General features: G+C 70.4%; 13 protein-coding genes. 6 read left to right on the top strand and 7 right to left on the bottom strand.

From position 1 onward, the window contains the following. Positions 1-19: 19 nt before the first annotated feature. From AB0H88_RS06380 to AB0H88_RS06370, 3 genes are read right to left on the bottom strand one after another with little or no spacing between them, the layout of a single operon-like run. Complete coding sequence (locus tag AB0H88_RS06380; RefSeq protein ID WP_357641871.1) at positions 20-856, bottom strand: DUF4870 domain-containing protein; 837 nt, start codon at positions 854-856, stop codon at positions 20-22. Beyond that, on the bottom strand, positions 853-1,662 hold the full coding sequence (locus AB0H88_RS06375; protein WP_357641869.1) for a DUF3097 domain-containing protein: 810 nt from the start codon (positions 1,660-1,662) through the stop codon (positions 853-855). The genes AB0H88_RS06380 and AB0H88_RS06375 overlap by 4 nt, the downstream gene beginning before the upstream one ends. Positions 1,663-1,679: 17 nt before the next feature. Further along, on the bottom strand, positions 1,680-2,444 hold the full coding sequence (locus AB0H88_RS06370) for a hypothetical protein (RefSeq protein ID WP_357641867.1): 765 nt from the start codon (positions 2,442-2,444) through the stop codon (positions 1,680-1,682). A 144-nt stretch (positions 2,445-2,588) separates the two neighbouring features. On the opposite strand from AB0H88_RS06370, the gene hrcA reads away from it, so the two are divergent. Together hrcA and dnaJ are read left to right on the top strand one after the other, a co-directional pair. Then, a complete protein-coding gene (hrcA, locus tag AB0H88_RS06365; RefSeq protein WP_357641865.1) occupies positions 2,589-3,602 on the top strand; it encodes a heat-inducible transcriptional repressor HrcA in 1,014 nt (337 codons plus the stop codon). 11 nt (positions 3,603-3,613) lie between these two features. Further along, on the top strand, positions 3,614-4,753 hold the full coding sequence (gene dnaJ, locus AB0H88_RS06360) for a molecular chaperone DnaJ (RefSeq protein ID WP_357641863.1): 1,140 nt from the start codon (positions 3,614-3,616) through the stop codon (positions 4,751-4,753). 26 nt (positions 4,754-4,779) lie between these two features. Here dnaJ and AB0H88_RS06355 read toward each other — a convergent pair whose 3' ends face one another. Together AB0H88_RS06355 and iscB are read right to left on the bottom strand one after the other, a co-directional pair. After that, a complete protein-coding gene (locus tag AB0H88_RS06355; RefSeq protein WP_357641861.1) occupies positions 4,780-5,430 on the bottom strand; it encodes an ATP-binding protein in 651 nt (216 codons plus the stop codon). A gap of 96 nt (positions 5,431-5,526) precedes the next feature. Next, the gene (iscB, locus tag AB0H88_RS06350) at positions 5,527-6,630 is read right to left on the bottom strand and encodes an RNA-guided endonuclease IscB (protein WP_357641860.1); all 1,104 of its coding nucleotides are present in this window, start codon (positions 6,628-6,630) and stop codon (positions 5,527-5,529) included. A 460-nt stretch (positions 6,631-7,090) separates the two neighbouring features. Here iscB and AB0H88_RS06345 point away from each other — a divergent pair, with 460 nt between their 5' ends. Continuing rightward, positions 7,091-7,825, top strand: a complete 735-nt coding sequence (locus tag AB0H88_RS06345) for a 16S rRNA (uracil(1498)-N(3))-methyltransferase (protein WP_357641858.1) — start codon at positions 7,091-7,093, stop codon at positions 7,823-7,825. A 77-nt stretch (positions 7,826-7,902) separates the two neighbouring features. On the opposite strand, the gene AB0H88_RS06340 is transcribed toward AB0H88_RS06345, so the two are convergent. Both AB0H88_RS06340 and AB0H88_RS06335 read right to left on the bottom strand, forming a co-directional pair. After that, positions 7,903-8,580, bottom strand: coding sequence for a hypothetical protein (locus AB0H88_RS06340; protein WP_357641856.1), 678 nt, complete (start codon positions 8,578-8,580; stop codon positions 7,903-7,905). After that, positions 8,577-9,056, bottom strand: a complete 480-nt coding sequence (locus tag AB0H88_RS06335) for a SigE family RNA polymerase sigma factor (RefSeq protein WP_214638568.1) — start codon at positions 9,054-9,056, stop codon at positions 8,577-8,579. Before AB0H88_RS06335 ends, AB0H88_RS06340 begins: the two co-directional genes overlap by 4 nt. A gap of 354 nt (positions 9,057-9,410) precedes the next feature. Between AB0H88_RS06335 and AB0H88_RS06330 the strand changes: the two genes are divergently transcribed. Genes AB0H88_RS06330 through AB0H88_RS06320 form a run of 3 tightly spaced genes read left to right on the top strand, consistent with a single transcriptional unit; the run spans position 9,411 to position 13,052 of the window. Continuing rightward, positions 9,411-11,393, top strand: coding sequence for a vWA domain-containing protein (locus tag AB0H88_RS06330; protein WP_357641854.1), 1,983 nt, complete (start codon positions 9,411-9,413; stop codon positions 11,391-11,393). Continuing rightward, positions 11,375-12,697, top strand: a complete 1,323-nt coding sequence (locus AB0H88_RS06325; protein ID WP_357641852.1) for an extracellular solute-binding protein — start codon at positions 11,375-11,377, stop codon at positions 12,695-12,697. The genes AB0H88_RS06330 and AB0H88_RS06325 overlap by 19 nt, the downstream gene beginning before the upstream one ends. 4 nt (positions 12,698-12,701) lie before the next feature. Beyond that, positions 12,702-13,052 carry a histidine triad nucleotide-binding protein gene (locus AB0H88_RS06320; protein WP_357642020.1) on the top strand — a complete coding sequence of 117 codons (351 nt, stop codon included), beginning with the start codon at positions 12,702-12,704 and terminating at the stop codon, positions 13,050-13,052. Positions 13,053-13,383: the final 331 nt, after the last annotated feature.

Raw genomic sequence — 13,383 nt, 5'->3', positions numbered from 1 at the left:
CAGCTGATACGCGATCTGCTCAGCTGACCATGCGGATGGCGATCGGGTAGCGGTAGTTCTCGCCCTTGTTGGCGGCGATGGCGGCCTGGATGTGAAAGATCAGCGACACGATCCAGATGATGGGGAACAGGATGATCCCGATCAGGACGACCGTCAGCAGGCCCGCGACGACGTAGCCGATGAACATCGTGATCTGGAAGTTCAGCGCCTCGGCCGACTGGTCGCGGACATAGGGTGACTCGTCCCGCTTCATCAGGTAGATGATCAGGGGGCCGATCCAGGAGACGAGCAGGCCGAGCAGGTGGGCCAGCATGGCCATCGTGGTGTCGTCGCTGCCCGGCCGCGGGCCGTAGACGCCGGGGACGTGCGGCGGACGCTGCTGCGGGGCCGCGTAGCCGTAGCCGGGCTGCTCGTAGCCGGGCGGCGGCGTGGGCGACTGGCCGTAACCGTAACCAGGCGGCTGTCCGTAACCGGAACTGGGCTGCCCGTAACCGTAACCGGCCTGCGGCCCCGACCCAGGACCGCCCTGAGGCCCGGAACCATACCCGGGCGTCGGACCGGGGCCAGGCTGGCCGCCATACCCAGGCTCGGAACCATAGCCGGGCTGGCCGTCGGATCCGGTCGCGGGACCGGATCCGGGTTGGCCGCCATATCCCGGCGCGGGACCCGATCCAGGCTGGCCGCCATACTCGGGCGCGGGATCGGAGCCGGGCTGGCCGCCGTACTCGGGCGCGGGACCGGAGCCGGGCTGGCCGCCGTACTCCGGTTGCCGAGGAGGTTCGGGGTTGATGTCCGACTGCGAGATGCGCCGCGTCGCATCATCGTCCGGCGGCGGCTGCGGGGGATCCTGGCTCATGGTGCCTCCGTAACGAAGTCGATCAGTTCCTCGACCCGGCCGAGCAGCTCGGGCTCCAGGTCTGTGAATGCCGAGACGGCGCCGAGGATGCGCCGCCACGCGTCGGCCGGCTCCATCCGCCAGCCCAGGGCGGCGATCACGCCCTCCTTCCACGGCACCCCGCGCGGCACGTCCGGCCAGGCCGGGATCCGCAGCACGGAGGGCTTGACCGCCTGCCAGATGTCCACGTAGGGATGGCCCACGACGAGCACGTGGGGCGAGGTCACCTGAGCGGCGATCCGGCTCTCCTTGGAGCCCGGCACGAGATGGTCGACCAGCACGCCCAGCCTACGCTCCGGCGACGGCCCGAACTCGGCGACGATCGCGGGCAGGTCGTCCACGCCCTCCAGGTACTCGACCACGACGCCCTCCACCCGGAGGTCGTGGCCCCAGATCTTCTCCACGAGGGCGGCGTCGTGCACGCCTTCCACGTAGATACGGCTCTCCTTGGCAACCTTGGCCCGCAGGCCCTCCACGGCTATCGAGCCGGACGCGCTCCGCCTGGGGTTCGACACCGCCGGGGCGGCCGGCCGTACGAGCGTCACGACCTTGCCGTCCAGCAGGAACGCGGCGGGCGCGAACGGGAACAGGCGGCGCTTGCCGAAGCGGTCCTCCAGCGTGACGGCCTCCTTGCCGCAGGCCACCACGGCGCCGCAGAAGCCGCTCTCGGCGTCCTCCACAACCAGATCGAGTTCGGCGGGCACCTGTGGGATCTTGCCCTTGCCCGGCCGCCGCCAATTCCCCGCTAGAACATCGCCCTCGTACACACGGGGACCGTAGCAAATCACCCGCCCGCCGCAAGGCGCTTGCGATGAGAGCTGCGCCGGGTCATCACCATGATGGTCACGATGACGGCGGCCAGCACGCCCAGACCCGGGATCACCAGCAGTGCCGCCACGCCGCCCACCAGGCCGCCCGCGGCGGAGGCGAAGTCGCGGCCGACGCCGAAGCGCACGTTCGTCGGCTCCTGGGTCGTGCAGGTGAACTGGTAGTCGCCCTTGGCCGGCGCGTTGACCACGAGGATGAGCTGCCACTGCGTGCCGTTGATGGTGACCCGCTCGGTGCCGGACGTCCTGGCGAGCCTGGCCTGACCGGGACCGCCGTCGATCCGGCACATGTAGTGGACCTGGCTCTCGCTGGCGAGGTACACCACCGGCTTGTCCGCCGGGTCCAGTGGCACGGTAACGCTCTGGCCCGCCGCGAACGTCTTGGACGGGGCCACCGCGCCCACCGTGTTCAGGATGCCGCTCACGAACACTCCCACCCCGACCAGGCCGGCGAGCAGGGCCAGTCCCCAGGCGACCGCGATCCACCGCAACCGCGGTCTGATCAACTTCGGGTCAACCTGAGGGCCGAACCGCTGCGGCGTGCCGTAAGGTCCGGGCTGGTACGGCTGCTGCTGCCCGTAGGGGCCGGACTGGTATGGCTGCTGGCCGTATTGCGGCGGACCATATTGGGGCGGCGGCGGCCCGAACTGGGGAGGTTGCCCCTGGTACGGACCCTGTCCCGGCGGTGGACCGTAGGAGGGGGGCTGGGAGTCATCGGTCATATCGGCCAGTGTGCGCCCTATGGGCAGCCACTCGCTAGCTCCGGTGTTATCGCACCTTGTGGGCGGGAGCCGTACACTTGGCACTCGGGAACACAGAGTGCTAGACCTGTCGTTTCCTGAAAGGCAGAGGTAGGAGGTGAGCGCGTGCTCGACGATAGGAAGCTGGCGGTGCTCCGCGCCATTGTCGAAGACTACGTGTCCACCAACGAGCCGGTGGGCTCCAGGGCGCTCGCCGAACGCCACAACCTGAAGGTCTCCCCAGCGACGGTCAGGAACGACATGGCCGCTCTGGAGGAGGAGGGCTACATCACCCAGCCGCACACCAGCGCGGGCCGCGTGCCGACGGACAAGGGCTATCGCCTGTTCGTCGACCGGCTCTCGCAGGTCAAGCCGCTCTCCGGGGCGGAGCGCCGGGCGATCGAGACGTTCCTCGCCGGCGCGGTCGACCTCGACGACGTGGTCACCCGCACGGTACGGCTGCTCGCGCAGCTCACCCGGCAGGTGGCGGTCGTGCAATACCCGACGCTGACCCGCTCGACGGTCAGGCACGTCGAGCTCGTACCGCTGCATGATCGGCGGGTCATGCTCGTGCTGATCACCAACACGGGCCGCGTCGAGCAGCGGGTGGTCGAGCTGCCCGAAGTGGTGGAGGACACCCGCATCGCGCACCTGCGCGCGGTGCTCAACGCCTCCCTCGACGGCTGTGGCCTGCTCAACGTCCCCGATCAGGTCGCCGACCTGCCGGAGCGGCTGCCCGTCGAAGACCGTCCCGTGGTGGCCACTATCCTGTCGGTGCTCCTCGAGACGCTGGTCGAGCGCCATGATGAGAAGATCGTGTTCGCCGGTGCGGCCAACCTCGCCGGGGCCGACTTCTCGACCGGGCTGCGCGACGTGCTCGAAGCACTGGAAGAGCAGGTCGTGCTCATGCGGCTGCTCGGCGAGACTTCCACAGACACCCCGTCCACGCTCACCGTGCGCATCGGCTCGGAGAACCCGTTCCTCCGTGGCACGTCGATCGTCGCAACCGGGTACGGTTCTGGCGACAACGAACTGGCCCGGCTAGGCGTGCTAGGCCCCACGAGGATGGACTATCCCGTGACGATGGGCGCCGTGCGCGCGGTGGCACGCTACGTCAGCCAGATCCTGGCTGCATCATAAGAGGTCGATAAGTGGCAAACAGCGACTACTACGCCACCCTCGGGGTGCGCCGTGACGCCAGTCAGGAAGAGATCAAGAAGGCCTACCGCAGGCTTGCCCGCGAACTCCATCCCGACGTCAATCCGGACCCCGCGACCCAGGAGCGGTTCAAGGAGATCACGCAGGCCTACGAGGTGCTGTCCGACGCCAACAAGCGTCAGATGTACGACCTGGGCGGCGACCCCTTCGGCGGCGCGGGCGCGGGGCAGGGAGCGGCCGGCTTCGGCGCGGGCTTCCCGTTCAGCGACATCATGGACGCCTTCTTCGGCACGGCCGGCGGCGCGCGCGGACCCCGCTCGCGGGCCAGGAGAGGGCGCAACGCGACCATCCGCGTCGAGCTCGACCTGAGCGAGACCGCCTTCGGCACCACCCGCGAGCTGGTCGTCGACACGGCCGTGCTCTGCGAGGTCTGCCAGGGCGCGGGCGCCGCGTCCGGCACCCACCCCGACACCTGTGACATGTGCAACGGGCGCGGCGAGATCTCCCAGGTCACCCGGTCGTTCCTGGGCCAGGTCATGACCTCCAGGCCGTGCCCCCAGTGCGGCGGCTTCGGGACGATCATCCGCCACCCGTGCCAGGAGTGCTCGGGTGACGGCCGCGTACGCACCCGCCGTACGATCAAGGTCCGCATCCCCGCGGGCGTCGAGGACGGCACGCACATCCAGCTCGCCGGCGAGGGCGAGATCGGCCCCGGCGGCGGCCCGCCTGGAGACCTGTTCCTGGAGATCGTCGAGCGTCCGCACGAGATCTTCGAGCGGCGCGGCGACGATCTGCACTGCACGGTCCAGATCCCGATGACGGCCGCCGCGCTCGGCACCAACCTCGCCGTGGAGACGCTCGACGGCTCCGAGGAGATCGACGTGCGGCCGGGCACGCAGTCGGGCCAGGTCATCACGATGTACGGCAGGGGCGTGCAGCGGCTCAACGAGACGGGCCGCGGCGACCTGCTCATCCACGTCAACGTGGAGACCCCGCTGCGGCTCGACCCGGCGCAGGAGGAACTGCTGCGCGAGCTGGCCAAGCAGCGTGGCGAGGAGCGGCCGCCCGGGAAGTTCGCCCCCGGGCAGCAGGGGTTCTTCTCACGGCTGCGGGACGCGTTCAACGGCCGTTGAGCAAACGGCCGTTGAGCAGGAGGCGGTCAATGGCCGTTGACTCGTGACGGCACCAGCAACTCGCCCGGGAGGGCCACCCGGGCGGTGATGCCGTGTGGCGGCGACTCATCCAGCCACACGCGCACGCCGAGCCGCTCGGCCAGCCTGCCCACCACGTAGTGGCCGAGGTAGCGGGTGGGGGCGGCGAAGAAGCGCCGTTCGCCGCGGAGCCGGGCGTTGGCGGCCGCGCGCTCTCCCTCGGTCATCCCCACGCCCTGGTCGACGATCGCGATGTGGCACTCGCCCTCGCGGGTGCTGGCCCGGATCTCCACCTCGGTGTCGGGGGGCGAGCAGGTCAGCGCGTTGTCGACCAGTTCGGTCACCAGGTGCGCGATCTCGGCGACGGCCGTGCCCCTGAGCAGGGCGTCGTCCACTTCGCCCAGCACCGCGCGGCCCGACCCGGCCGCGCTCAGGGCCGAGCGGAGCACGTCGCGTACGGCGACGGGATCGGGCGGCCGGCGCGGCCGGCCGGTGGGCCGGTGGGGCTCCTCAGTCGCGGGCTCCGTCGTGTCCGGGGCCTTCCCGGCGAGCCGGCGCGGCGCCGCGCGGGCGATCGTGGCAGGGACGGTGAGCAGGACGGTCAGCCGGGTCTTCAGCGCGCACGGCCAGCGCCGCGCGCGACGGGTGTTCCTGGACATGAACGTCATCAGAATCACCCGTGGATACCCCGGCGTTCACGCCGGGGAGGGAGCGGGAGTGGGAAGGTCCTTGAGGGCTTGAGTGTGCCCTGAGGTTCACCGTTCAGTGGTGTTCTCCTGCCTTGTGGTGTAGCTGTAGCCGTCGGCTCTTTGGAGTAGGCGGATGTGCTTGTGGTTGATGCCTTGGCGGATGCCGGTCGCGGTGGTGATGTTGAAGGAGCCTGTGGTGCGGACGGCGACACGTCCGGTGTGGATTCCGGCGTGCTTGCCTGTGGTGAGGGTGGCGCGAACGAGGTCGCCGGTGGCGAAGCCGTGGACGTGCTTGATGCGGGGAAGTCGCAGGCGGGGGAACCCGTACCGGTCGGTGCGGGTTCGGCGGTAGAGGCCGCGGCCGGTGGCCCGGACCACCAGGACGCGGCCCGGCCACCCGGTCACCTGCCCGAGTTCGCCGACGTGCAGGGCGTCCAGGGTGTGGGACTTCGGCGCGTTCGTGCGGGAGCGGTTCCACTTGGTGCGCCCACCCGAACCGGTGGCCACGGGCAGAGTGGTCGCGGTCAGCGCTCGCCACAGCGCCCAGCGGGTGGCGTTGACCGCCGCGGCATCCCGGAGCGGGGCCTTGGCCTGCTGGAGGATGCGCGCCAGCCGTGCGGGCTTGCTGCGCAGGAACTGCTGCTGGTAGTCGATGCCTTCCAGCGGCTTGCCCGCCGATATGGCGTGGGTGTCGAAGGTGACGCGTTCGACGTGGATGGCGCGCACGGGCGCCCAGCGCCTCTGCCGGGCCACCCACGACATGGTGGTGTCCACGCGGTGCCGCAGGGACGGCGCGAGCCAGCCTTTGGGTTTGGTGCGGTTGAGGAATCGAGGAGCGCGGTAGCGCAGCTTGCGCGACCTTCTGCCGCGCCGGTAGTTGGAGCGGGCGGTGAGCTTGTCGCGGATCACCGTGCCCCGGTAGTCGAGTTGAATACTGTATTTTCCGGTGCGGCTGCCGCCCCGTTCGGTGAAGACGGCGATGCCGGTGTGCCTGGAGCCGGGGTCGAGGCCGACCTCAACCCCGGCGACCGTGGAGTCGGCCACCGTGCGGCCGGTCAGGCGGATGACGAACGGGGTGTGCCGGACCACCACCGCCCGGCCCGCTTTGAGGAACTGCCGGGCCCGGCCGGGCCGGCAGGGCTGCAACGGTTTCCCGTCGCGATCGAGCACGAAAACGTACGGGTCTGTAAGGACCCTTCCGCCCTTCCCGGACTGCTCCGGGTCGGGGTGACGCCCGCCGACTGGTGCGCTACGGCGGATCTCCCCTCGCCCAGCTTCCACATCGGGTGCGCGGCCTGCCGCGCGTCCGTGAGCCGTTTCGTGCCCACCCTCGGGCGTGTCTGCTCCCACGGATTCCAGAGCAGCGAACTGAGGAAGCATTCGCTGGTGGGTCTGCGGTCCTGCGTGAAAGGTAGCCATCTGGATTTGCACCTCCAACGGCGATGACTAGGGCTGGTCAACGCGGGGCTTCAAAGCACCTGGCGGCACCTCAAGCCTTCTCCTTCAGGAGGGGGTCGTTGACCGCTCTAACCCCTCGTAGAGTGACCTCAGGAAGGTGCGATCTCGGCCAACCTTAATCGTTTCGTGATCCTATGGCTACTGAACGTGAAAATCTTTGGGGTGATCGCCGGTGACCGTGCCGGTATTCCTGGCCGACGGCCTCGCCGACCGCACCGGGCCCGAGCTGGTCCTCGACGGTCCTGAAGGGCGCCACGCGGCCTCGGTCCGGCGCCTGCGCGCCGGTGAGCGGATCGACCTGACGGACGGGGCCGGCGCGGTCGCCGAGTGCGTGGTACGTGAGGCGCTGAAGGACGCGCTCAGACTCGACGTGCTGGGCCGCTACGAGGTGCCGCCGCCCGAGCCCAGGCTGATCGTCGTCCAGGGGCTGCCGAAGGGCGACAGGGGCGAGCTGGCCGTCGAGATGATGACCGAGGCGGGCGTCGACGTGATCCTGCCCTGGGCGGCGGCCCGCAGCGTCACCCAGTGGAAGGGCGACAGGGCGGCCAAGTCGCTGGCCAAATGGCGTTCGACGGCCCGGGAGGCGGGCAAGCAGGCCCGCAGGTTCCACCTGCCGGAGGTGGCCGCGCCGGTGTCCACGACCGGGGTCGAGGCGCTGCTCGGCGGCGCGGCGCTCGGTCTGGTGCTGCATGAGGAGGCCGCCGAGCCGCTGTCGGGCGTGACGCTGCCCGCCGGGGGCGACATCGTCGTCGTGGTGGGGCCCGAAGGGGGTGTCTCGGACGCGGAGCTGGCCGGGTTCAGGGCGGCGAAGGCGGTGCCGGTGCTGCTCGGCCCCACGGTGCTGCGTACCTCGACGGCGGGGGTGGCGGCGGCGGCCGTACTCATGGCGCGAACCGGACGCTGGTGAGTAGTGGCGCGAACCGGACGCTGGTGAGCTCTCAGCCGCGAACCGGATGCTGGTGAGCTCTCAGTCGCGAACGGTGCTCACGGTGTGGCGAGGGGGGTGCCGCCGAGGGGGCTGGCGAAGGTGTTGGCCGTTGTGTCGATGTCGGTCGGCGGGCACTCCTCGACCGGGCAGGGCCCACCGGGCATGCTCGTGTCCGACGGCGTGGGGGTGGGCGTAGGCGTCGGAGTGGGCGTCTCCTCGTCCGTGGGGCAGTCCTTCGGCGGCTGCTCCTCGGTGGGGGTCGGTCCGGTGGGGGTCGGTCCGGTGGGGGTCGGGCACGTGGGGGTCGGTGTCGCCTTGGGCGTCGGCTTGCTGGTGGACCTGGCGGTCTCCGAGGCGGGCAGCGGCGCGGAGGTGATCGGGGCGGGCACCACGGCGGGCGGATCGTCCGGCGGCGGGCTCGGCTTCGGAGAGGCGGGCCGGCTGGTCGAGGAGTTGGCCGGCGGCTTGGACCTGGTGTCTCTGACCTGCTCGACGGTCTCCTGCTGGATGACCTTGTGGCGCAGCTCGGGGACGACCATCACGATCGTGCCCGCCACCAGCAGCGCGCTGGCAGCGGCGGCGCCCGCTCGCCACCAGAACAGGTTGCGCACCCCGCGCCGCTCGATGCGAGCGCGGATGATCTCCAGTCCTTCCGGCGAGGGCACGACCGTGTCCGCCTCCGCGCGGAGCACACGGCGCAGGACGTCGCCGTACTCGTCGGGGGACTGGGTCATGACATTTTCTCCAGGACGGATCGCAAGGCGGCCATGCCACGAGCTGTGTGGCTCTTGACCGCACCCTTGCTGATGCCCATGGCGTGGGCGATCTCAGCCTCGGACAGATCACCGTAGTAGCGAAGGACGAGTGCCTCTCTCTGACGTGTTGGCAGGGACCTTAGCGCTTCGATGACAGCGGTGCGTTCGAGCTCGCCGATCGCGCCGTTCTCGGCGCTCGGAGCATCGGGCAGGCCCTTGGGCGCGTACTTCTCGACGACCGCGCGGTGACGCAGCACGGAACGGGACCGGTTGACGACGGATTGCCGCAGGTAGGCAAGTGCTTTGTCGGGATCGCGCAGTCTGCGCCAAGCGCCGTGGATGGCGACGAACGTGTCCTGCACGACTTCTTCCGCGGTTGCCATGTCTCGCACCAGCAACACGGCGAGACGCACTAATGACCGAAAGTGCGCACTGTAAAGCGCGGTCACGGCCATGTCGGCGTCCCACCCGACCGGCACCGCCCCCAGCGACCTGTCGGCCAAGAGGGTTTCGGTGGTCACATCATTGGGACGCGCGGCCTTCCCGGAGGGTTTACGCTCTTGCGGTTCCTTAGAGGGCATTAGCCAGTCGTGTCCTCGCCAGGTGGCTTCGCCCGACCCTGAATCGTCTTATTTTTCGGCAGTCTCGCACACTAACCCTAACCGCGAGGATCTTCGGACGCACGGCACAGCGGATTACCGATTCGCAACGGAGACAGCAGATTCCGTCCGATCTAGGATCGAGGGAGAATGCACCCCCAGGCACCCCGCAGAGCCGCCCCGGCCGCTCGGAGCGAGCGGTTGAAGGACGTGGCTGCCATCGTGACGCCGCTTTGGGCCTTCCTGGGGGCCGTGGCGGCGCCACTGCTGGGTGGCGGCGCGGTCGGGCGCGTGGTGTTCATCGTGGCCGCCGTGGTGATCCTGGTCCTGACCGTTCTCGTGGTGGCGGTTCTGCTCGGCCTCCGGCTCGGCCCGGTCGGGACGGCCGTCGCGTGGCTCGGCACTCTGCTGAGGGCGTTCTTCGGCAGGGTATGGCGGCTGATCGTGTTCGTCGCCCTGCTGGTCAGGGCCGCCGTCGAGTGGGTGAGCCGGCGTACCGGGCCCTTGACGGCCGGGGCGCTCGGGTTCGTCGCCGGGGTGCTCGCGGTGGTGCTCGTGCTGGTGGGCGGGCCGCTGGTGCGGATCGGACTGGGCTGGGTACTCTCCACCCCCTGTGACCAGCCGCTGGAGCTGCGGGTGCTCACCTCCGCCGAGAACGTGGCCGCCCTCCAGGCGGCCGGCCGCCGCTACGCCGACGAGAGCGCCGACCTGCGCGGCTGCCCGCGCGTGCGGTTCTCCGTGACGCCCCAGCCGCCGCTCGCCACCATGTCCCAGGCCGCCAACAAGGAGTGGAACGACCCCGCCTCCTGGAACAGCAGCACCTATCGCGCGCTGATCGCGGTCCACCCCGACATCTGGATCCCCTCCAGCGCGGCCACCGAGGAGTATCTCCGCCAGGCGTTCGCCAACCTGGGCCAGGTCACGTTCGACCGGATGTCCCCGGTGGCCACCTCCGCGCTGCTGGTCGCGTTCACACCCGCGCTGGAGGCGCGGCTGGGCACGCAGTCCCCGCCCACGGACCTGCCCGGGATGCGGGCCTGGCTGGAGAGCGTCGGAGCGCCCCTGGCCAGGCCGCGCGCCGATCTGTCGGAGATCGGGCTCATCGCCAGCGCCGGGCTCTACGGCGCCGACACCTCCAAGGACATCTCCGACGAGATCGCCTACACCCCGCCGAACCTCCCGCTCTCCGACGCCGCCGGCCTCCTCTGCTACGCCCGCGACCGCTTCGACACCGCCAAGGAATCGCTCGCCATGATCGTGCCGGAGCACCTCGTCTACGCGGTCAACAAGCACCAGGACCTGGGCGCGTGCGGTGCGGGGCGACAGACGGCCGGCCTGTCCTGGCACCGGCTCGACGGACTGCCCACCCTCAGCTACCGCTACGTCCGGTTGAGGTGGGCCGACCAGTGGAACGACGCGCGTGAGCGGGCGGCGATCGACTTCCACGACTGGCTCGCCCAGGACAAGCTCGCCCCCTACGGTTACCGCGACTCGGCGGGCGTGTCCGACCGTAAGGAGCCCATGCCCCTTGGCAGGGAGCTCGACTCGGGGCAGGCCGACAGCGTCGAACCGGCCACCGTCGAACCGGCCCGGCTGATCGACCGTCTCGGCAAGGCGCATCCCGAGACGTCGTTCCTGCTGCTGGTCGACGCGTCGGGCTCGATGGGCAATCCGATCACGGGCGGCACCGCGCTGCAGAGGGCCAGCTCAGGGGCCAGCACCTTGCTCAGGCGGCTGCGCGAGGGCCGCGACACGGTCCGGCTGGCCACCTTCTCCGACTCCGGCGGGATCGGCGAGACTCTGGTGACGGGCCCGGCTCAGGTGGCCGGACGGCTGGGGACGCTGGCCGTACACGGGCGCGACGCTCCGCTCGGGGACGTGCTGGCGCAGGGGGCGCCTCTGCTCGCGGACACCCCCAACCCGGTCGTGGTCATGCTGACCGACGGCGGTCACCAGGCGGGCGACCTCGGCCGTACGGTGGCCGCCCTGCGGAAGGTGAAGGGGCTCAGGGTGCGGCTGCTGCTCACCGGGGAACAGCGGTGCGACGCGGACCACATCGAGCGGTTGGTCAAGGCCGTCGGCGAGGTGGTCAAGTGCGCGGCCATCAGCCGGGCCGAGGCCGCGACGCCGTACCAGGACCAGGTCGACGAGGTCGACAAGGAGCTGACGGAGCTGTGGCGGGAGAGCAAGTGACCGTACGGCGATGGCGGGCCGCGGCCGTGGGCGCGGCGGCGGGGGTGCTGCTCACGCTCGGCGTGGCCGGCGTCAAGGAGCGGCCGGCGCCCGCGGAGCAGTGCGTGGACGACGACGTGATCAGGGTCGCCACCGGCGACGACGTGAGCGTCGGCGGCGCGCGCAGGGAGCTGATCCGCCGCTGGAAGGGCCCGCTCGTCCAGATGATCGAGATCTCCAGGGTGGCCGACCTCAAGCGCGACGAGATGCTGGCCGCCGCCCAGGCCGACCCGTGCCAGGCCTACGACCTGCTGATCATCGACATGGCCTCGACGGCCGAGTTCGCCGCCGCCGGCCTGCTCAGCGAGATCCGGCCCGAGGACGTCCCCTCGGGTCTGGTACGCCAGGCGCGCGAGAGCGGTCAGTGGGACGGCAAGCAGTACGCGCTGCCGTTCGCGGTGGACGTGGGGCTGCTGTACCGCAGGGCCGACCTGCCGGAGCCGACGAGCTGGGACCAGCTCTGGCATGCGGCGCGCCAGGCCGGGGCCAGTTATGGCCGCGGCGGATATCTGGCCCAACTCGCCGACTTCGAGGGCAGGACCGTGGGGCTGCTCGAACTGCTCCGCGCCTACGGCGCCACCGTGGTGGACGACGACGGCGAGATCGTGCTCGACCAGAAGCCCAACAGCCAGAAGGCGCTCGACGCGCTGCGATGGATGCGGCAGTGGCAGAGTGACCAGACGCTCGGGGACTCCTGGAAGGACAAGGAGGCCGAAAGCCTGGCCGCCTTCGCCGACGGGGGTGCCGGATACCTTCGGCACTGGCCGTACGCGGATCTGCAGCTGATCACCGACGGCAGGACGCCCTTCAAGCTGTCGAAGCTGCCCGGCCCGGCGACGCTCGGCGGCTCGAACCTCGCCATCACCGCCAGATCCACCAAGTACGACAGCGTCCTCAAGTTCGTGAAATACCTCCTCCAGCCGGACAGCCAGCGGCAGCTGTTCGCCTGCGGCGGCTACGCCCCGGTCGTCGAGGCCGCCTACGAGGACGTGGCCGCCTGCCCCGAGGCCGACGCGCGCGAGACGGGCACCCCGCCGACGCGCGACGACCTCCAGCGACTGGCCTCCGCGATCAAGGAGTCACTGCCGACGGCCACGCGGCCCAAGCTGGAGCACTACACCCGGTTCAGCGAGGTGTTCAGGGCGTGCGTGACGAAGTACCTCTTCGCCGCGGAGGAGCCGACCCTTCACGACATCGGGATCATCGCCGACGAGCTGGAGGCGGCGAAGCTGGGAAGGACCGAGGAGGGCGAGCCCTGTGGGTAGGGTGCTGCCTGTGACCGACTGCCTCTTCTGCAAGATCGTGGCCAAGGAGATCCCGGCCGAGATCGTCCTCGAGAACGACCGGGCGCTGGCCTTCCGCGACATCAACCCGCAGGCGCCCACGCACGTGCTGGTCATCCCCAGGGAGCACCACGCCGACGCGGCCGCCCTGGCCCGGGCCGACGACGGCCTGGCCGACGACGTGCTCAAGACCGCGCACGCCGTGGCCGTGCAGGAGGGCGTGGCCGAGCGCGGCTACCGGGTGGTCTTCAACACCGGGCCGGGCGCCGGGCAGACGGTTTTCCACGTGCACGCCCACGTGCTCGGCGGGCGCGATCTGCGGTGGCCGCCCGGCTGATCTGGCGCGGTGATATTGGCGCGAGCAATCAGCGTCTTCGGTCCCCTGTGTTTACCTAGGTAAAGCGGACATCGGCGTAGTCTCGTCGCGCCCGACCGGGGCCGGGTAGTGATTCGGTGGAAGCCGGAGCCGCGTCCGTCCGGCAAGCCGGGCGGACCGTGGTTTGAGAACCGCGTTGTCGGGGCCTGACTGCGCGCTCCTGGAGGGAGCGCGCCTCTTGGGCAACCGCCCCGCCGGACGCTTTCCCGTTGATGCGGACACCAGCGGGGGCGGGGACCGAGCGCCAGTCAGGCACCCGGCTGTGACAGAAAATTACCGCACGATTACCATC

The sequence above is a fragment of the Nonomuraea sp. NPDC050680 genome (assembly GCF_040654555.1).
Classification (GTDB): domain Bacteria; phylum Actinomycetota; class Actinomycetes; order Streptosporangiales; family Streptosporangiaceae; genus Nonomuraea.
Note: the sequence above shows the minus strand (reverse complement) of the source record. Positions and strands in the feature narration are given on the sequence as shown.